19 protein-coding genes are annotated in these 18,564 nt (G+C 72.3%); 13 read left to right on the top strand and 6 right to left on the bottom strand.

Features of this window, described 5'->3' with window-relative positions; translation table 11 throughout:
• Nucleotides 1-50: 50 nt before the first annotated feature.
• The 3 genes from ACIGDI_RS18055 to ACIGDI_RS18045 are packed head-to-tail and all read left to right on the top strand — an operon-like array spanning nt 51 to nt 2,795.
• A complete protein-coding gene (locus ACIGDI_RS18055) occupies nt 51-1,577 on the top strand; it encodes an IucA/IucC family protein (protein ID WP_399897319.1) in 1,527 nt (508 codons plus the stop codon).
• A gap of 22 nt (nt 1,578-1,599) precedes the next feature.
• Nucleotides 1,600-2,505, top strand: coding sequence for a HipA family kinase (locus tag ACIGDI_RS18050; RefSeq protein ID WP_399897316.1), 906 nt, complete (start codon nt 1,600-1,602; stop codon nt 2,503-2,505).
• Nucleotides 2,502-2,795 carry a SelT/SelW/SelH family protein gene (locus ACIGDI_RS18045; RefSeq protein WP_399897313.1) on the top strand — a complete coding sequence of 98 codons (294 nt, stop codon included), beginning with the start codon at nt 2,502-2,504 and terminating at the stop codon, nt 2,793-2,795. The genes ACIGDI_RS18050 and ACIGDI_RS18045 overlap by 4 nt, the downstream gene beginning before the upstream one ends.
• Here the strand turns inward: ACIGDI_RS18045 and aceB are convergent.
• Both aceB and ACIGDI_RS18035 read right to left on the bottom strand, forming a co-directional pair.
• Nucleotides 2,785-4,410: a malate synthase A gene (gene aceB / locus ACIGDI_RS18040; protein ID WP_399897310.1), complete on the bottom strand. Its 1,626-nt coding sequence runs from the start codon at nt 4,408-4,410 to the stop codon at nt 2,785-2,787. The genes ACIGDI_RS18045 and aceB overlap by 11 nt on opposite strands.
• Before the next feature lie 184 nt (nt 4,411-4,594).
• Nucleotides 4,595-5,194, bottom strand: coding sequence for an NTP transferase domain-containing protein (locus tag ACIGDI_RS18035; RefSeq protein WP_399897307.1), 600 nt, complete (start codon nt 5,192-5,194; stop codon nt 4,595-4,597).
• A 219-nt stretch (nt 5,195-5,413) separates the two neighbouring features.
• On the opposite strand from ACIGDI_RS18035, the gene ACIGDI_RS18030 reads away from it, so the two are divergent.
• The gene (locus tag ACIGDI_RS18030; protein ID WP_390627328.1) at nt 5,414-5,701 is read left to right on the top strand and encodes a DUF5955 family protein; all 288 of its coding nucleotides are present in this window, start codon (nt 5,414-5,416) and stop codon (nt 5,699-5,701) included.
• Nucleotides 5,702-5,743: 42 nt separating this feature from the next.
• On the opposite strand, the gene ACIGDI_RS18025 is transcribed toward ACIGDI_RS18030, so the two are convergent.
• Nucleotides 5,744-6,535 (bottom strand): IclR family transcriptional regulator, encoded by a 792-nt coding sequence (locus ACIGDI_RS18025; RefSeq protein ID WP_399897304.1) that lies wholly within the window; start codon nt 6,533-6,535, stop codon nt 5,744-5,746.
• Nucleotides 6,536-6,808: 273 nt separating this feature from the next.
• On the opposite strand from ACIGDI_RS18025, the gene allB reads away from it, so the two are divergent.
• Together allB and alc are read left to right on the top strand one after the other, a co-directional pair.
• Entirely contained in the window at nt 6,809-8,149 is a 1,341-nt protein-coding gene (allB, locus tag ACIGDI_RS18020) for an allantoinase AllB (protein ID WP_399897301.1), read from the top strand.
• A 49-nt stretch (nt 8,150-8,198) separates the two neighbouring features.
• Entirely contained in the window at nt 8,199-9,314 is a 1,116-nt protein-coding gene (gene alc / locus ACIGDI_RS18015; RefSeq protein WP_399897298.1) for an allantoicase, read from the top strand.
• Nucleotides 9,315-9,396: 82 nt separating this feature from the next.
• Here alc and ACIGDI_RS18010 read toward each other — a convergent pair whose 3' ends face one another.
• Nucleotides 9,397-10,155 (bottom strand): SDR family NAD(P)-dependent oxidoreductase, encoded by a 759-nt coding sequence (locus ACIGDI_RS18010; RefSeq protein WP_399897294.1) that lies wholly within the window; start codon nt 10,153-10,155, stop codon nt 9,397-9,399.
• Nucleotides 10,156-10,265: 110 nt separating this feature from the next.
• On the opposite strand from ACIGDI_RS18010, the gene ACIGDI_RS18005 reads away from it, so the two are divergent.
• The 3 genes from ACIGDI_RS18005 (at nt 10,266) to ACIGDI_RS17995 (ending at nt 12,360) form a co-directional block, all read left to right on the top strand.
• Complete coding sequence (locus tag ACIGDI_RS18005; RefSeq protein ID WP_399897290.1) at nt 10,266-11,075, top strand: AIM24 family protein; 810 nt, start codon at nt 10,266-10,268, stop codon at nt 11,073-11,075.
• A 139-nt stretch (nt 11,076-11,214) separates the two neighbouring features.
• A complete protein-coding gene (locus ACIGDI_RS18000; protein ID WP_399897687.1) occupies nt 11,215-11,841 on the top strand; it encodes a dihydrofolate reductase family protein in 627 nt (208 codons plus the stop codon).
• Nucleotides 11,842-11,973: 132 nt separating this feature from the next.
• On the top strand, nt 11,974-12,360 hold the full coding sequence (locus ACIGDI_RS17995; RefSeq protein WP_200702482.1) for a ribonuclease domain-containing protein: 387 nt from the start codon (nt 11,974-11,976) through the stop codon (nt 12,358-12,360).
• A gap of 100 nt (nt 12,361-12,460) precedes the next feature.
• Here the strand turns inward: ACIGDI_RS17995 and ACIGDI_RS17990 are convergent, their stop codons facing one another.
• A complete protein-coding gene (locus tag ACIGDI_RS17990) occupies nt 12,461-12,661 on the bottom strand; it encodes a hypothetical protein (RefSeq protein ID WP_399897287.1) in 201 nt (66 codons plus the stop codon).
• A gap of 169 nt (nt 12,662-12,830) precedes the next feature.
• On the opposite strand from ACIGDI_RS17990, the gene ACIGDI_RS17985 reads away from it, so the two are divergent.
• The 3 genes from ACIGDI_RS17985 (at nt 12,831) to ACIGDI_RS17975 (ending at nt 16,172) form a co-directional block, all read left to right on the top strand.
• Nucleotides 12,831-14,090, top strand: a complete 1,260-nt coding sequence (locus ACIGDI_RS17985; protein WP_399897284.1) for a sensor histidine kinase — start codon at nt 12,831-12,833, stop codon at nt 14,088-14,090.
• Nucleotides 14,091-14,234: 144 nt separating this feature from the next.
• On the top strand, nt 14,235-14,915 hold the full coding sequence (locus ACIGDI_RS17980; RefSeq protein ID WP_399897281.1) for a response regulator: 681 nt from the start codon (nt 14,235-14,237) through the stop codon (nt 14,913-14,915).
• A 72-nt stretch (nt 14,916-14,987) separates the two neighbouring features.
• Complete coding sequence (locus ACIGDI_RS17975) at nt 14,988-16,172, top strand: cytochrome P450 (protein WP_399897278.1); 1,185 nt, start codon at nt 14,988-14,990, stop codon at nt 16,170-16,172.
• 354 nt (nt 16,173-16,526) lie between these two features.
• On the opposite strand, the gene ACIGDI_RS17970 is transcribed toward ACIGDI_RS17975, so the two are convergent.
• Nucleotides 16,527-17,549 carry a Gfo/Idh/MocA family oxidoreductase gene (locus ACIGDI_RS17970; RefSeq protein ID WP_399897275.1) on the bottom strand — a complete coding sequence of 341 codons (1,023 nt, stop codon included), beginning with the start codon at nt 17,547-17,549 and terminating at the stop codon, nt 16,527-16,529.
• Between the two features lie 129 nt (nt 17,550-17,678).
• Between ACIGDI_RS17970 and ACIGDI_RS17965 the strand changes: the two genes are divergently transcribed.
• The gene (locus ACIGDI_RS17965) at nt 17,679-18,416 is read left to right on the top strand and encodes a GntR family transcriptional regulator (protein WP_399897684.1); all 738 of its coding nucleotides are present in this window, start codon (nt 17,679-17,681) and stop codon (nt 18,414-18,416) included.
• Nucleotides 18,417-18,564 lie beyond the last annotated feature (148 nt).

Genomic DNA, 18,564 nt, shown 5'->3' with positions numbered 1-18,564 from the left:
GACGGCGTACATACTGATCATCTTCTCCCGAACGGACCTTCAGGGAACGAGTGGATCGCGTGGATCTCATCCCCCCTCATGCCGGCCACGACGCCGACCGCGCCGACGCGTACGCGGCCGTGCCGCTCCTCAACTGTCTGCTGCGTGAGGTCGCGGAGCCCGTCGCGCGTGACGGGGCGCCCACGGGGCCGGGCCCGGACGCCGGTGCGATGCGCACGTACCGGCTGCCCGGCACCGGCCGTCTGCTGCGGGTGCGCGGCCAGCGGCGTCCGGCCGGCCCCGAGGTGTTCGCGGCGGGGCACTGGCACCGCATCGGCCACACCGAACTCGTCAAGCTCGTCGGTGAGGAACTGCGCCGGCACACCGGCCTGTCCAACCACGAACTGCCCGCCGAGATGATCGACAGCCGGGACGCCGTGGCCGCGCTGCTCGCCGCCCGCGCCGGGGCGACGGCGCCGCAGGACCCGTACCTGCGCTCCGAGCAGTCCCTCATCACCGGCCACCCCCACCACCCGGCGCCCAAGGCGCGCGGTGGCGGTCCGGTCGCCGGCTGGCTGCCGTACGCCCCCGAGGCGCACGCCCGCTTCCCGCTGGTCCTGCTCGGCGTGCGCGAGGACACGGTCGTCGAGGAGGGCGACACCTCGGCCCTGGACGCGCTCGGCGAGGCACCGCCCGGCTACCGGCTGCTGCCGGCCCACCCCTGGCAGCTCGACCTCGTCGACCTCGCGCCCGCCTTCGCCGACGGCCGCCTGGTCCGGCTGGGCACGACCGGCTTCGACGTCTGGCCGACGGCCGCGATCCGCACGCTGTACGCCCCCGCGCACGACCTGTTCCTGAAGTTCAGCCTCGACGTCCGCATCACCAACGACATCCGCCGGCTGTGGCGCCACGACCTGCTGAGACTGCGCCGGACCGACACGGCCGTCACGGCCGCGTTCGCCGCGATGGGCGGCCCGGCCGCCTGGCTGGGCGACCGCGGCTACCGCACCGCCGCGTTCGCCTTCGAGGAACTCGCCGTCCTGGTCCGCGACGGACTGCGCGGTCATCTGCTGCCCGGCGCGACCCCGCTGCTCGCCGCCGGTCTCGTGGAGGGCTTCGCGGGCAGCCCGCTGCAGGCGGCAGGGGATCCGGCGGCCTGGTGGGAGGCGTACCTGAGGGCCGTCGTGCCGCCGGCCCTGACCGCGTTCGCCGAGCACGGCGTCGTACTGGAGGCCCATCTGCAGAACACGCTGGTCGCCGTCGACGCCGACGGCACTCCGGTGCAGGCCCTGTTCCGGGACGCGGAGGGCGTCAAACTGCTGCCGGAGGTGTCCCGGGCGGCGGGCTGGGAGCGCCTGGTGTACTGCCTGGTCGTCAACCACCTCACCGAGGTCGCGGGCGCCCTGGCCGAACACCGGCCCGGCCTCGACCCCTGGCCCGCCGCCCGCCGCGAACTCGCCCGCCACGACCTGCCCGAGGTCACCGCCCTCCTCGCCGCCCCGACCCTGCCCGGCAAGACCAACCTGCTGCTGCGCTGGACGGGCGCGGACGGCGCGGACGCCCGCTATCTGCCGCTGCCGAACCCGCTGGCCGGATGAGCGCTGACATACCCTGGCGGGTGTGCTGCGCGACGTGACTGCTGTTCGATACGTGACCCCACTGCGGTCCGGCGGCTCCGTGCCCGGAGTCGTCGAGGCCGACGACCTGGGCACGTACGTCGTGAAGTTCACCGGCTCCGCGCAGGGCCGCAAGGCGCTGGTCGCCGAGGTGATCGTGGGCGAGCTGGCCCGCGCGCTGGGACTGCGCTTCCCCGAGCTGGTCCTCGTGCACTTCGACCCGGCGATCGCCGACGGCGAGCCGCACCAGGAGGTCCGCGACCTCCATGCGGCGAGCAACGGGCTCAACCTCGGCATGGACTACCTGCCGGGCGCGAAGGACTTCACCCCGGACCTCGCCAAGGTCTTTCCGGTGGACCCCCTGGAGGCGGGACGGATCGTCTGGCTCGACGCCCTGACCGTCAACGTCGACCGCACGGTCCACAGCTCCAACCTGATGGTCTGGCCCACCCTCGGCACCGTGCCCCCGCGCCTGTGGCTCATCGACCACGGCGCCGCCCTCGTCTTCCACCACCGCTGGGACGGCACCGACCCCGCCAAGGCCTACGACTTCCGCCACCACGCCCTCGGCCACTACGGCCCGGACCTGCGCGCCGCCGACGCCGAACTCGCCCCGAAGGTGACCGAGGAACTGCTGCGCGAGATCGTCGCCGAGGTCCCCGACGCCTGGCTCACCGACCACGCCTCGCCCGGCGAGGCGCGCGAGGCGTATGTGGCGTACCTGCACGCGCGCGTACGGGCCTCGGGGCAGTGGCTGCCCACCGACTTCCCCAGCAGGGAGGAACTCGCCGCCGAGGAGGCCCAGCGGGCGGCGAGGAACCAGCAAGGACGCCCCGCGTGGCTCCGGCAGGTCCCCGACCTGCACGGCAAGCCCGCGGCCGAACAGGATTGGTCGGTGCACCTCGGATGAGTGGCCGGGTCGAGATCGAGTACTGCACCCAGTGCCGCTGGCTGCCGCGTGCGGCCTGGCTGGCGCAGGAACTGCTGACGACCTTCGAGGCGGAGCTGACGGAGCTGGCGCTGAAGCCGGGCAAGGGCGGGGTGTTCGTCGTGCGGGTGGACGACGAGGTCGTCTGGGACCGCCGCGAACACGGCTTTCCCGAGCCGACTGCGGTGAAGAGGGCCGTACGCGACCGAGTGGCCCCGGGGAAGTCCCTGGGCCACTCGGACGCGGTCCCGCAGGAGGAGGTCAGCCCCTGAGCTGCTGGTACGCGGGCAGGGTGAGGAAGTCGGCGTAGTCCTCGTCGAGGGAGACGGTCAGCAGCAGGTCGTGGGCCTGCTGCCAGTGGCCGGCCGCGAAGGCCTCCTCGCCGATCTCGCCGCGGATGCTGTCCAGTTCCTCGGCGGCGACCTTGCGGGCCAGCTCGGGGGTGGCCTTCTCGCCGTTCTCGAACTCGACGCCCGCGTTGATCCACTGCCAGATCTGCGAGCGGGAGATCTCGGCGGTGGCCGCGTCCTCCATCAGGTTGAAGATGGCGACCGCGCCGAGACCGCGCAGCCAGGCCTCGATGTAACGGATGCCCACCTGGACGGCGTTGACCAGACCGGCGTACGTCGGCTTCGCGTCCAGCGAGTCGACGGCGATCAGGTCGGCCGCCTCGACGTGCACGTCCTCGCGCAGCCGGTCCTTCTGGTTGGGCCTGTCGCCGAGGACCTTGTCGAAGGACTCCATGGCGATCGGGACCAGGTCGGGGTGGGCGACCCAGGAGCCGTCGAAGCCGTCGTTCGCCTCGCGGTCCTTGTCGGCGCGGACCTTCTCGAAGGCCACCTTGTTCACCTCGGCGTCCCGGCGCGAGGGGATGAAGGCCGCCATGCCGCCGATGGCGTGCGCGCCGCGCTTGTGGCAGGTGCGGACGAGGAGTTCGGTGTAGGCCCGCATGAACGGGGCGGTCATCGTGACCGCGTTGCGGTCCGGCAGGACGAACTTGGCCCCGCCGTCACGGAAGTTCTTGACGATGGAGAACAGGTAGTCCCAGCGGCCGGCGTTCAACCCGGAGGCGTGGTCGCGGAGTTCGTAGAGGATCTCCTCCATCTCGTACGCGGCCGTGATCGTCTCGATCAGGACGGTGGCGCGGACGGTGCCCTGCGGGATGCCGACGTAGTCCTGCGCGAAGACGAACACCTCGTTCCACAGCCGGGCTTCGAGGTGCGACTCGGTCTTCGGGAGGTAGAAGTACGGGCCCTTGCCGAGGTCGAGCAGGCGCTGGGCGTTGTGGAAGAAGTACAGGCCGAAGTCGACGAAGGCGCCCGGGACCCGGACGCCGTTCTCGTCCACCAGGTGGCGCTCGTCGAGGTGCCAGCCGCGCGGGCGCATGACGACGGTCGCCAGCTCCTCGTTCGGGCGCAGGGCGTACGACTTGCCGGACGTCTCGTCGGTGAAGTCGATGTTCCGGGTGTAGGCGTCGGCGAGGTTGACCTGGCCCAGGACCACGTTCTCCCAGGTCGGCGCGGAGGCGTCCTCGAAGTCGGCGAGCCAGATCTTCGCGCCCGAGTTGAGGGCGTTGATGGTCATCTTGCGGTCGGTGGGACCGGTGATCTCCACGCGGCGGTCCTCGAGGGCCGCGGGGCAGGGGGCGACCTTCCAGGAGTCGTCGGCGCGGATCGCGGCGGTCTCCGGGAGGAAATCGAGGGTGGAGGTGCGGGCGATCTCGGCGCGGCGCTCGGCGCGGCGGGCGAGGAGTTCGTCACGGCGCGGCGTGAACCGCCGGTGCAGCTCGGCCACGAAGGCGAGCGCCGCCTCGGTGAGGACCTCCTCCTGCCGGGGCAGGGGCTCGGCGTCGACGATGGCCAGCGGGGACGGCGCTGGTGTGGACATGAGCTGTCACTTCCTTCAGCGGTGGCACCGGGTGCCAGTCGTTCCGGGTACGGCGAGCAACACCCCGGGAGCAGCAGGGTGCTTCTGAACAGTGGATACTAGTTTCCTCATCGTGGAACTTCAATGGTTTGTTGATGTCGAGATTCTCCGGGTCGAGCAAAGGTGGCGCAGGGTGCCACCTCGCTCACTCAAGGTGGATCAGATCGGCCTCCGTGTCGATGTCGTACGGCCGTGCCACGTCCCCGCACTCGACGAGCCTGATCGCCTCCCGATGGGCCCGGAGGTAGGCGCGGGCCCCGCGATCCCCGCTCGCGCTCTCGGCGATCCCGGCCCAGTGCGAGGCGCCGAGCAGGACCGGATGCCCGCGCACCCCGTCGTACGCGGCGGACACGAGCGAACCGTCGTCCTCGTAGGCGGCGAGTACCCGCCGTACCGCCTCCACCCCGATCCCCGGCTGGTCGACGAGCGAGACGAGGGCGGCCCCGGCGCCCGTCCCGGCGAGCGAATCCAGCCCGGCCCGCAGCGAGGACCCCATGCCCTCCTCCCACGCCGGGTTCTCCACGACCACGCACCCGCCCAGCTCCGCCCACCGGCGCACCTCCTCGGCCCGCGCCCCCAGGACCACGTGGACGCGGGCGCAGCCGGCCGCGCGCAGCACGCCCACCGCGTACTCGACGAGCGGCCGCCCGCGGTGTTCCAGCAGCGCCTTGGGCCGCCCGCCAAGCCGTCGGCCGCCCCCGGCGGCGAGGAGCAGCCCGGCCGGTTCGCGCTCTTTCTCCGTCATGCGTCCTGCATACCTGACGCACGGGCGAGTGCCCGGTTTCCGGGGGCTGAATTTCGGTCCGCACTGTGGCGCGCCCCGCACCGGGTGGCGTTTACTGACCCGCGTCCCCCGGCGCCCGACCAGCGCCACGGGATCGCTCGGCGGGGGCACCATCACACGACGGCGCACAGGGGCGTGCGAGGGGGGAGAGCTGTGTTGCGGAGCTTGGGGCAGAGACCGGTGACCGGCAGCGACGAGGATCCCAGGGTGGCGGGACTGCGGACCGCCGTGTCCAGGCTGCGCCGTGAACTCGCCGCGCATCCGGCGGAGTTCCCCGACCGCTGTATCGCCGAGGACGAACTGGCCGCCCTCGCCGCCATGACGATCGACGGCGCCCCCGAGGTCCCCCGGCTGCGCCGCTCGTTGCTGCTGATCGCCGGCGCCATCGGATCGGTCAGCGCCCTGTCCCGCGGCCTGTCGGAGGTCCGCAACGCGGTGGAACTGTTCGGCGAACCACCCAGGCGGTGACGGGACGTCACATCCCGTCCGCCCGGGACTCCTTCGTCCGCCTCAGCCCCCGGTGCTCGCCAGCGCCTCCGACAGCTCCACCGCCACCTGCTGCAGCACCGGCACGATGCGCTCCGTCGCCGCCTCCGTCACCCGGCCCGCCGGGCCCGAGATGGAGATCGCCGCGGAGGTGGGGGAGTCGGGCACGGACACCGCGAGACAGCGCACCCCGACCTCCTGCTCGTTGTCGTCGATCGCGTACCCCTGACGCCGTACGTCCTCCAGGGCCGCCAGGAAGCCCTCCGGCGTGGTGATCGTCTTGTCGGTCGCGGCCGGCATGCCGGTGCGGGCGAGCAGGGCGCGGACCTCCTCGTCCGGGGTGTTCGCCAGGAGGGCCTTGCCGACGCCCGTGGAGTGCGGCAGCACCCGGCGCCCGACCTCGGTGAACATGCGCATCGAGTGCTTCGAGGGCACCTGGGCGACGTAGACGATCTCGTCGCCGTCGAGCAGGGCCATGTTCGCCGTCTCGCCGGTCTCCTCGACCAGGCGGGCCAGGTAGGGGCGGGCCCAGGTGCCCAGCAGGCGGGAGGCCGACTCGCCGAGGCGGATCAGGCGGGGGCCGAGCGCGTACCGGCGATTCGGCTGCTGGCGCACGTACCCGCAGGCCACGAGGGTGCGCATCAGGCGGTGGATGGTGGGCAGCGGCAGCCCGCTGCTCGCGGACAGCTCGCTCAGGCCTACCTCGCCGCCCGCGTCGGCCATCCGCTCGAGCAGATCGAAGGCGCGCTCGAGGGACTGGACCCCGCCACCGTTGGACTTGGCGGAGTCGGTGGTGCTGGCGCTGGACGTCGGCACGGCGCGTTCCTTTCGGGACTGGCGGGAGGGGCCAAAGCCTACCCGGCAGTCGGTTGACTCCCCGCTCGTACATAGCTACGTTCTGCTTGCTGGAATTCTAATTCCGCTTTGTGGAAACGTCCAGAGTGGAGACGTCGAGGGCTCTCCGTCGAAGTGTGCCCTTGACGGCGCCGGGACGGGAGTGAAGACTCCTTCAACAGAAAGTTGAATTCCGTTACGTGGAAGTAAATCCCGTGTCCTGGACGTAACGGCGGCGGCAGAGAGGGGTTCCGGGTGTCCGACGTAGAACTGGTGCTGCGCTCGACACGCGTCATCACGCCCGAGGGGACGCGCGCCGCCTCCGTCGCGGTCACCGACGGCACGATCACGGCCGTACTGCCGTACGACGCCGAAGTGCCGTCCGGCGCGCGCCTGGAGGACTTCGGCGACCACGTCCTGCTGCCCGGTCTGGTCGACACCCACGTGCACGTCAACGACCCCGGCCGCACCGAGTGGGAGGGCTTCTGGACCGCCACCCGCGCGGCGGCGGCCGGCGGCATCACCACCCTCGTCGACATGCCGCTCAACTCCCTCCCGCCCACCACGACGGTCGACCACCTCCGCACGAAGCAGGCGGTCGCCGCCGACAAGGCGCACATCGACGTCGGCTTCTGGGGCGGCGCCCTGCCCGACAACGTCAAGGACCTGCGCCCGCTGCACGAGGCCGGCGTCTTCGGCTTCAAGGCCTTCCTGTCCCCGTCCGGCGTGGACGAGTTCCCCCACCTCGACCAGGACGGGCTCGCCCGGTCGCTGGCCGAGATCGCCTCCTTCGGCGGGCTGCTGATCGTGCACGCCGAGGACCCGCACCACCTGGACGCCGCCCCGCGGCACGGCGGCCCCCGATACGCCGACTTCCTCGCCTCCCGGCCGCGCGACGCCGAGGACACGGCCATCGCCCAGCTGATCGACCAGGCAAGACGCCTCGACGCGCGCGTGCACGTGCTGCACCTGTCGTCGAGCGACGCGCTCCCGCTGATCGCCGAGGCGAAGGCGGAGGGCGTCCGCGTCACCGTCGAGACCTGCCCCCACTACCTCACCCTCACCGCCGAGGAAGTCCCGGACGGCGCCAGCGAGTTCAAGTGCTGCCCGCCCATCCGGGAGTCCGCCAACCAGGACCTGCTGTGGCAGGCGCTGGCCGACGGCACCGTCGACTGCGTGGTCACCGACCACTCCCCGTCCACGGCCGACCTGAAGACCGACGACTTCGCCACCGCCTGGGGCGGCATCTCCGGCCTCCAGCTGAGCCTGTCGGCCGTGTGGACGGCGGCCCGGGGGCGCGGCCACACCCTGGAGGACGTGGTCCGCTGGATGTCCTCGCGGACGGCCGAACTGGTCGGCCTCGACACCCGCAAGGGCGCCATCGCCCCCGGCCGCGACGCCGACTTCGCGGTCCTCGCCCCCGACGAGACCTTCACCGTGGACCCGGCGGCCCTCCAGCACCGCAACCGCGTCACCGCGTACGCCGGCAGGACCCTGTACGGCGTCGTGAAGTCGACCTGGCTGCGCGGCGAACGCATCGTCGCCGACGGCCAGTTCACCGACCCGAAGGGCCGCCTGCTGACCCGTGTCCCCTGATCCGCCCGCACCCGCGGCGGCCGACTCCCGAAAGGAACCCCTGATCACCGTGACGGCGATTCCGAGCTTCACCGGCGACGCGAACCCCTACGGAGGCGGTGACCCGTACGCGGACTACCGCACCGCCGACTTCCCCTTCACCCAGTACGCCGACCTCGCCGACCGCCGGCTCGGCGCCGGTGTCATCGCCGCCAACGACGAGTTCTTCGCCCAGCGGGAGAACCTGCTGGTGCCCGGGCGCGCCGAGTTCGACCCCGAGCACTTCGGGCACAAGGGCAAGATCATGGACGGCTGGGAGACCCGGCGCCGCCGCGGCACGGGCGCCGAGCACCCGTGGCCCACGACCGAGGACCACGACTGGGCGCTCGTCCGCCTCGGCGCACCCGGCGTCGTCCGGGGCATCGTCGTCGACACGGCCCACTTCCGCGGCAACTACCCGCAGGCCGTGTCCGTCGAGGGAATTTCGGTGCCGGGCTCCCCGTCGCCGGAGGAACTCCTCGGGGACGACGTGAAGTGGACGACCCTCGTACCGCGCACACCGGTCGGCGGCCACGCGGCGAACGGTTTCGCCGTCTCCGTCGAGCAGCGCTTCACCCACCTGCGCGTCAACCAGCACCCCGACGGCGGCATCGCGCGGCTGCGCGTGTACGGCGAGGTCGTACCGGACCCGACGTGGCTGGCGACGCTCGGCACGTTCGATGTCGTCGCCCTGGAGAACGGCGGCCGGGTCGAGGACGCCTCCGACCTCTTCTACTCTCCGGCCACCAACACCATCCAGCCGGGCCGCTCCCGCAAGATGGACGACGGCTGGGAGACCCGCCGGCGCCGCGACCGGGGCAACGACTGGATCCGCTACCGGCTCGCGGCGCAGTCGCAGATCCGCGCGATCGAGATCGACACGGCGTACCTGAAGGGCAACAGCGCGGGCTGGGCGTCGGTGTCGGTGCGCGACGGCGAGGACGGCGACTGGACCGAGATCCTCCCGCGCACCCGCCTCCAGCCCGACACCGACCACCGCTTCGTCCTGCCGTCCCCGGCCGTCGGCACGCACGCGCGCGTGGACATCTTCCCGGACGGCGGCATCTCCCGCCTGCGGCTGCACGGCTCCCTCACCGAGGACGGCGCCGCCCGCCTGAAGGCCCGCCACCAGGAACTCGGCGGCTGACCAGTTGGGGCGCACCGGTCCGACTGTCCGGTGCGCCCCACGCACCCGACACGTTGCATGGTGTCGGCGTGCCTCGTGCGCGTCACGCCGCGTGGCCGCCGTCGACGGCGATCTCCGCCCCGGTGACGTACTCGGCGGTGGCCAGGTGGGCGACCGTCGATGCCACCTCGTCGGGCGTGCCGAACCGCCCGACCGCCGTCATCGCCGCCTGTGCGGCGGCGTACGGCCCGTCCGCCGGGTTCATCTCCGTGTCGGTCGGGCCGGGGTGCACGATGTTCGCCGTGATCCCCCGCGCGCCCAGCTCGCGGGCGAGTGCCTTCGTCAGACCGACGAGGGCCGACTTGCTCGTCGCGTACAGGGTTCCACCGGGCCCCGGCACGCGCTGCGTCATGCACGTACCGATCGTGATGATCCGGCCGCCCGGACGCATCCGCGCTGCCGCCGCCTGAGAGGTCAGGAACACCCCGCGCACGTTCACGGCCAGCACCCGGTCGACGTCCGCGAGCGAGAGGTCCTCCAGCGGCCCGAGCACCCCCACGCCCGCGTTGTTCACCAGCACGTCCAGCGCGCCGAGCAGCTCCTCGGCACGCTCCACCGCCCCGGCCGCCTCCACCGCGTCCCCGGAGTCCGCCCGCAGGGCCACCGCCCGCCTCCCCAGGGCCTCCACTCGCCGGACGACGTCCTCGGCGGCCTCCTTGCCGTTCACATAGGTCACCGCCACGTCCGCGCCCTCCCGGGCCAGCCGCACGGCCGTCGCCGCACCGATGCCGCGGCCGCCGCCGGTGACCAGGGCGACCTTCCCGTGCAGAGTGCCGTCGGTCTTCGCGTGAGTCGTAGTCATGGGTCCATCCCAGCGGCCACTGCATCCGCGCGCTGGCGGCCGTCGGACACCTACCTCGGGCGCCCGGGACACGGCGGAACTCTTCGAGCCGCCTCCCTCGTTCTTCTCTCGTGACACTTCAGCAAGAGATCGTCGGCAACGCCATGCAGATGGCGGTGGTCAACCTGCAGCCGGGCCAGACCGTGTACTGCGAAGCCGGCAAGTTCCTGTTCAAGACGACCAACGTGACCATGGAGACCCGCCTCTCCGGCCCGTCCGGCGGCGGGCAGCAGCAGGGCGGGGGCGGCGGCATGGGCGGCATGCTGCGCCAGGCCATGGGCACCGCCATGCAGGCCGGCCAGCGCATGCTCGCGGGCGAGTCACTGGCGTTCCAGTACTTCACCTCCCAGGGGGGCGAGGGCACCGTCGGCTTCGCGGGCGTGCTCCCCGGCGAGATGCGCGCCCTGGAGCTGGACGGCACGCGCGCGTGGTTCGCCGAGAAGGACGCCTTCGTGGCCGCCGAGTCCACCGTCGAGTTCGGCATCGCCTTCCAGGGCGGCCGCACCGGCATGAGCGGCGGCGAGGGCTTCGTCCTGGAGAAGTTCACCGGCCGCGGCACGGTGATCATCGCGGGCGCCGGCAACTTCATCGACCTCGACCCGGCCGACTTCGGCGGCCGCATCGAGGTCGACACGGGCTGCGTCGTCGCCTTCGAGGAGGGCATCCGGTACGGCGTCCAGCGCATCGGCGGCCTCAACCGCCAGGGCATGATGAACGCCGTCTTCGGCGGCGAGGGCCTCTCCCTGGCCACCCTGGAGGGCAGCGGCCGCGTCATCCTGCAGTCGCTGACCATCGAGAGCCTGGCCAACGCCCTGAGGAAGGCCCAGGGCGGCGACAAGCAGGGCCCGACCGGAGGACTGTTCTCCACGCACGCCGGATGAGCCGCGGCCGCCGTCGAGCGGTGAGCCCCGGCCGTCGTCGAGCGATGAGTTGCGCCCGCCGTCGAGCGATGAGTTGCGGGCGCGGACGGGGTCTGAGGTGATGACAACAGACCCCATCACCAGGAAGCAGGCACCCGTCATGGGCAAGCTCGTCTCCACGCTCTTCGTCACGCTCGACGGCGTCTACCAGGCGCCCGGCGGTCCGCAGGAGGACACCCGGGGCGGCTTCGAGCACGGCGGCTGGAGTTTCGTCTTCGGCGACGACGACTTCGGCCGGTTCGTCACCGAGGTCATCGACCGCTCCGCCGCCTTCCTCCTCGGGCGCCGCACGTACGACATCTTCGCGGGGCACTGGCCGAAGGTGACCGACCCGGCCGACCCCATCGCGGCCAAGCTCAACGCGCTGCCGAAGTACGTCCCCTCGTCCACCCTCACCGACCCCTCCTGGGCCGGCACCACCGTGCTGAGCGGAGACCTGGCCAAGGAGGTCACCGCGCTCAAGGAGCGCACCGACGGCGAGCTCCAGGTGCACGGCAGCGGCGCCCTCGTCCGGTCCCTGCTCGCGCTCGACCTCGTCGACACCCTCCACCTGCTGACCTTCCCCGTGGTGCTCGGCTCCGGCCTGCGCCTGTTCGAGCAGGGCGCGGTGCCGACGAAGTTCCGGCACGCGGGCGGCCGTATCACCTCCACCGGGGTCTCCCTGCAGACGTACGAGCCGGCCGGACGGCCCGAGTACGGCTCCTACGCTCTGCCGGAGAACGGCTGACCGACGCGTTGTGGGGGCCGTGTGGCGGCGCGCGGCCCCACGTTAACTCCCGGAAAACTCATCGGACTCGACGGGAAATTCTCCAGAGTTGTCATTGACATGCCACTGTCTACGCGCGTCATCATGTCGGGCATGAGATTCCCCCCACGCGCCACCCGTGTCGGCGCCGCAGCCGCCCTTCTGTCCGCCCTGCTCGTGGGCGGCACGGTCGCGGCGACTCCGGCGTCCGCCGCGGTCGGCACCATCTGTTACGGCGACCTGCCCTCCCAGGCGTACGACACGCTCGACCTGATCGCCTCGGGCGGCCCCTATCCGTACTCGCAGGACGGCACCGTCTTCCGCAACTCGGAGGGCGTCCTGCCCGGCCAGCCGTCCGGCTACTACCACGAGTACACGGTCAAGACGCCCGGCTCGTCCACGCGCGGCGCCCGCCGCATCGTCACCGGTGAGGAGTACCAGGAGGACTACTACACCTCGGACCACTACGCCACGTTCGACCTGATCGACTTCGGCTGCTGAGCGACGTCCGCGCGCTGGGCCGGGACGCCGGCCCAGCGGGACGTTCGGCTCGGTGGGACTGCGTGCTCAACGGGCCTTCGAACTCAGCGGGACTTCGGGCTCAGTGGGACTTACGGCTCTCCGCCGCGGCGAACAGCGCGAAGGCCAGCACCACCAGGGCGAGGCTCGCGTAGACCCCGTGGCGGTCGAGGAAGCCGACCCTCTGCAGGAGCCCCACATGCCAGTGGGTGAACTCGTGCACCAGGCCCAGAACGCCCTGGACCAGGGCCAGGAAACCGAGTACCTCCAGCAACTGCTTCATGGCACGACCCTCGCCCCGCGGACCCCCCACGCACATCGGCCGCGGGGCGGGCCGTGACCGACGCAGGTCCGGCTCCCGCGCGGCCGTCAGCGCCGAAAGTCTGCGTTGCCGCGACTTTGGTCGGCGATCGCCCGCGAAGGGAGGTGCCGGGGGCCGCGGCTGCGTAGATTTGTCGACCGTGAGGGACGACAGACCGACGCCGACCGTGGCGGGCGTCGCAGGGCGGCGCAGATGGCTCTTCCCGTCCGCCCTGCTTCATGAGATCGACCCCGACGCGGGGCGGTCGGGGCGGCCCCGGCGCACCGCCCGCGACTGGATCGTCGACTTCACCTGCTTCCTGCTCGCCGCGGCCATCGGCCTCGCGGCCGCCGACACCCTGAACGGCGACCCGCACACCTCGCACTCAATCGCCGTCCTCGACCAGGTGGTCGGCGCGCTGGCCTGCGCGGCGGTGTGGCTGCGCCGACGGTGGCCGTTCGGTCTGGCCGTCGCGATGATCCCGGTCGGCCTGCTGTCGAACACGGCGGGCGGCGCGGCCATGATCGCCCTCTTCACCCTCGCCGTGCACCGGCCCTTCCGGTACGTCGCCTGGATCGGCGGTGTCCAGCTCGCGCTGGTCCCGCTGTTCTACTGGATGCGCCCGGACCCCGACCTGCCGTACGCGGGAGCGGTCGCCTTCGCCGAGCTGCTCAGCGTCACCGTCATCGGCTGGGGCATGTTCGTACGGTCCAAGCGGCAGCTCATGCTGAGCCTGCGGGACCGCGCCCGGCGCGCCGAGACCGAGGCGCGGCTGCGGGCGGAGCAGGCGCAGCGACTGGCGCGCGAGGCCATCGCCCGGGAGATGCACGACGTGCTCGCCCACCGGCTGACGCTGTTGAGCGTGCACGCGGGCGCCCTGGAGTTCCGGCCCGACGCGCCCCGGGAGGAGATCGCCCGGGCGGCCGGCGTCATCCGGGAGAGCGCGCACGAGGCGCTGCAGGACCTGCGCGAGATCATCGGCGTACTGCGCGCGGGCGAGCCCGACGAGACGGGACGCCCCCAGCCGACGCTCGCCGCGCTGGACACGCTGGTCGCCCAGTCCCGCGAGGCCGGCATGAAGGTCACCCTCGACAGTCGTGTCACCGACCCCGCGACCGTCCCGGCCTCCGTGGGCCGCACCGCCTACCGCATCGCCCAGGAGGCCCTGACCAACGCCCGCAAGCACGCCCCCGGCACGGAGGTCACGGTGACGGTGTCGGGCGCCCCCGGCGAGGGCCTGACGGTGACCGTGCGCAACCCTCCGCCCGAGGGCGAGGTGCCCCCCGTCCCCGGCTCCGGGCAGGGCCTGATCGGGCTGACGGAGCGGGCCACCCTGGCCGGGGGGCGCCTGGAACACGGCGCGGACGCGAACGGCGGCTTCCGGGTACGGGCGTGGCTGCCCTGGGGATGACGGTTCCGAGGCGATCGTCACGCGAGGTGTCCTGGAAACGGCTGCGACGTCATCGTCACGCAAGGTGCCCTGGGAACGGCGCCGAGGCCATTGTCACGCAAGACTGCCAACACCCGTGCCCGCGACCGTGATTACGTGAGGCCCATGACTGCGATCAGACTGCTCCTCGTCGACGACGACCCCCTGGTGCGGGCCGGCCTGTCACTGATGATGGGTGGTGCGGACGACATCGAGATCGTCGGCGAGGCCGCCGACGGCGCCGAGGTCGAGGCGCTCGTCGACCGCACGCGGCCCGACGTCGTCCTCATGGACATCCGGATGCCGTCGGTGGACGGTCTCTCGGCCACGGAGCGGCTGCGCGCCCGCAAGGACGCCCCGCAGGTCGTCGTCCTGACCACCTTCCACGCCGACGAACAGGTCCTGCGCGCCCTGCGCGCGGGGGCCGCCGGGTTCGTCCTGAAGGACACCCCGCCCGCCGAGATCGTCGACGCCGTGCGCCGGGTCGCGACCGGCGACCCCGTGCTGTCGCCCACCGTGACCCGCCAGCTGGTGGAGCACGCCGTGGGCAACGCCGCCGACACGCGACGCGCACGCGCGCGTGAACGCGTCGCGCTGCTCAACGACCGCGAACGCGAGGTCGCCGTCGCGGTCGGCCGGGGTCTGTCCAACGCGGAGATCGCCGCGGACCTCTTCATGAGCGTCGCCACCGTCAAGACCCACGTCTCCCGCGTCCTCGCCAAGCTGGATCTCAACAACCGGGTGCAGATCGCCCTGTTGGCCTACGACGCCGGACTCCTGGAGGAACCGGAGGGGAACGGGCACTAGCGGCCGGCGCGGCGCGTTGTCCGGGTACCGGGGACCACCGGCGGGGGACGGGGGAGGGCAGGTTTGAGCCACATGGCGGAACTGATCGACCTGGGGGAGTTCGGCGACGGCTTCCGCACCGACCCGCATCCGGTGTACGCGCGACTGCGTGAGCGCGGGCCGGTGCACCGCGTGCGCCTGCCGGGGGTCGACGCCCACTACGAGACCTGGCTCGTCGTCGGCTACGAGGAGGCCCGCGCGGCCCTCGCCGACCCGCGCCTGGCCAAGGACGGCAGCAGGATCGGCACGGAGTTCCTCGACGAGGAGCTCATCGGCAAGCACCTTCTGGTCACCGACCCGCCCCAGCACACCCGGCTGCGCTCCCTGGTCTCCCGCGCCTTCACCGCGCGCCGCGTGGCGGAACTGCGGCCGCGGATCCAGCAGATCACCGACGAACTGCTCGACGCGATGCTGCCGCACGGCCGTGCCGACCTGGTGGACTCCTTCGCGTACCCGCTGCCGATCACGGTGATCTGCGAGCTGCTGGGCGTGCCGGAGATGGACCGCGGGGAGTTCCGCCGCATGTCCACGGAGGCGGTGGCGCCGAGCAGTCCGGAGACCGAGTACGACGCCTTCGCGCGGCTCGCCGCCTATCTCACCGAGCTGATCGAGGACAAGCGGTGCGCGGGCCCGACCGGCGACCTGCTGAGCGACCTGGTCCGCACCACGGCCGAGGACGGCGACCGGCTCTCCCCGGGCGAACTGCGCGGCATGGCCTTCGTCCTGCTGATCGCGGGGCACGAGACGACGGTCAACCTGATCAGCGGCGCCGTCCACACCCTGCTCACCCACCCCGACCAACTCGCCGCCCTGCGTGCCGACATGAGCCTCGTCGACGCGGTGGTGGAGGAGACGCTGCGCTACGAGGGCCCGGTGGAGAACGCCACGTTCCGGTTCGCCGCCGAGACCCTGGAGATCGGCGGCACGAAGATCGTGCGGGGCGACGCCGTGATGATCGGCCTGAGCGCCGCCGACCGCGACGCCTCGCGCTACCCCGCCCCGGACCGCTTCGACCTCCACCGCGACACCCGCGGCCACCTGGCCTTCGGCCACGGCATCCACTACTGCCTGGGCGCCCCGCTGGCCCGCCTCGAAGCCCGCACGGCGATACGGACCCTGCTGGAGCGCGCCCCCGCTCTCACCCTCGACGGCCCACCCGGCGACTGGCTCCCGGGCATGCTGATGCGCGGGGTACGCAGCCTTCCGGTGCGCTGGTAGCCGCGGCCGGCGCGGGGGGCTCGTGGCGCTACCTCGCGCTGACGGGGATCCCTCCTGGCACTACCCCCTGCCGGGCGGGCCGCCGCGCTACTGACCCGCACCGGGCGGCCCACCAGACCCGGGGCTTACCGGGCCCGGCGGTCCATCCGCGCCGGGCGGGGAGCTCTCCTGGCCTACCCCGCGCCGGGCGGGACGCCCGTGGCGCCGACCCGCGCCCGGCGGCTTACCGGGCCGGAGAGTTACCGCGTCGGGCGGCTTATCCGCCCGAGGCTTACCGGGCCAGGGGGCTCACCGGGCCGTAGGCTCACCGCGCCCAGCGGCCGACCAAGCCGCAGGCTCACCCCGCCGCGCCGCTCACCGGAACGCCGACTCCACCCGCCCCGGGATCTCCGCGAGTGCCACCGGTCTGCGCTCCCGTCGGGAGATCTCGCAGGCCTCGGCGATCCTGAGGGCCTGCAGGGCCTCGCGCCCGTCGCACGGGTTCGCCCGATGCCCGAGCACGACCTCGACGAAGGCGCCCAACTCGGCCTCGTAGGCGGGCCCGAAGCGCTCCAGGAACCCCGACCACGGCTTGTCGGCGGCGGGTGGGCCAGTCGGCTCCGTCGAGGCGATCGGCGTACGGTCGTCCAGGCCGACGACGATCTGGTCCAGCTCCCCGGCCAGCTCCATGCGTACGTCGTACCCGGCGCCGTTCAGCCGCGTCGCCGTGGCTGTCGCGAGCGTGCCGTCGTCGAGAGTCAGCAGCGCCGCGCCCGTGTCGACGTCGCCCGCCTCCCGGAACATCGGCGGCCCGGCGTCCGACCCGGCCGCGTACACGTCGACGACCTCGCGCCCGGTCACCCAGCGCAGCATGTCGAAGTCGTGGATCAGGGTGTCCCGATACAGCCCGCCGGACAGCGGCAGCCACGACGGCGGGGGAGGGGCCTGGTCGGACGTGAGGGCGCGGACGGTGTGCAGCCGGCCGAGCCGGCCCGAGCGCACCGCGTCCCGCGCCCCCGCGTACCCGGTGTCGAAGCGGCGCTGGAACCCCATCTGCAGAATCGTCCCGGCAGTCTCGACCTCGGAGATCGCGTTGAGCGTGCCCGGCAGATCAAGGGCGATGGGCTTCTCGCAGAACACCGGGAGTCCCGAGCGTGCTGCCCGACCGATCAGTTCGGCGTGGGCGGCGGTCGAGGCGGTGATCACCACGGCGTCGACGCCCCATTTGAAGATCTCGTCCACTCCCGGCGCCGCCGTCTCCCCCAGGCGGAGCGCGAGCTCCTGGGCGCGCGCGAAATCCGCGTCCGTGAGGATCAGGGACCCGACCTCGCGATTGCGGCTGAGCGTGTTCGCATGGATGGTGCCGATCCGCCCCGTACCGATGACCCCGATGCGCATGAAAACAAAGTGAGGGTTTGGTGGTCGCGCTGTCAATGCGTATGTCCGGACAATCGAACTACACAACTTCCCGTCAACAACGTGTGGAGCTACGCTCGGCGGGTGCCGAAACCTGAAGTGGACCCGACCGTGTCGCTCGAGCTCAGCGTGGACCGGAGTTCTCCCGTCCCGCTGTACTTCCAGCTGTCGCAGCAGCTGGAGGCGGCGATCGAGCACGGAGCGCTCACGCCCGGCAGCCTGTTGGGCAACGAGATCGAGCTGGCGGCCCGGCTCGGCCTGTCCCGCCCCACCGTCCGCCAGGCCATCCAGTCCCTGGTCGACAAGGGCCTTCTGGTGCGCCGCCGCGGCGTCGGCACCCAGGTCGTGCACAGCCAGGTCAAACGCCCGCTGGAACTGTCCAGCCTCTACGACGACCTGGAGGCGGCCGGCCAGCGCCCCGCGACGAAGGTGCTGGTCAACGCCGTCGTCCCGGCGGCCGCCGAGGTCGCCGCGGCCCTGGGTGTCGCCGAGGACAGCGAGGTTCACCAGGTGGAACGGCTGCGCCTCGCGCACGGTGAGCCGATGGCGTACCTGTGCAATTTCATCCCGCCGGGCCTGCTCGACCTGGACACGGCGCAGCTGGAGGCCACGGGCCTCTACCGGATGATGCGGGCCGTCGGCATCACCCTGCACAGCGCCCGGCAGACGATCGGTGCGCGCGCGGCCACCCTGGCGGAGGCCGAGCGCCTCGCCGAGCAGGAGGGCGCCCCGCTCCTGACGATGCAGCGCGTCACGTTCGACGACACGGGCAGGGCGGTCGAGTACGGCACGCACACGTACCGGCCGAGCCGCTACTCCTTCGAGTTCCAGCTGCTCGTGCGGGGCTGAGGACCCGCCTCGGATGTGGCAATTGTCATAAAGTCACGACAATTGTCCCGCCTGGAGGAGGGTGCTCGGAACCGCGCGACCAGCCGCGTCGAACCGTCGGCCGACACCCGGCGCGCGCCGCCCGCTTGCTCCCCCGCTCGGCACCCAG

This window comes from Streptomyces sp. NPDC085900 (assembly GCF_044540925.1).
GTDB lineage: Bacteria > Actinomycetota > Actinomycetes > Streptomycetales > Streptomycetaceae > Streptomyces > Streptomyces gilvifuscus.
Note: the sequence above shows the minus strand (reverse complement) of the source record. Positions and strands in the feature narration are given on the sequence as shown.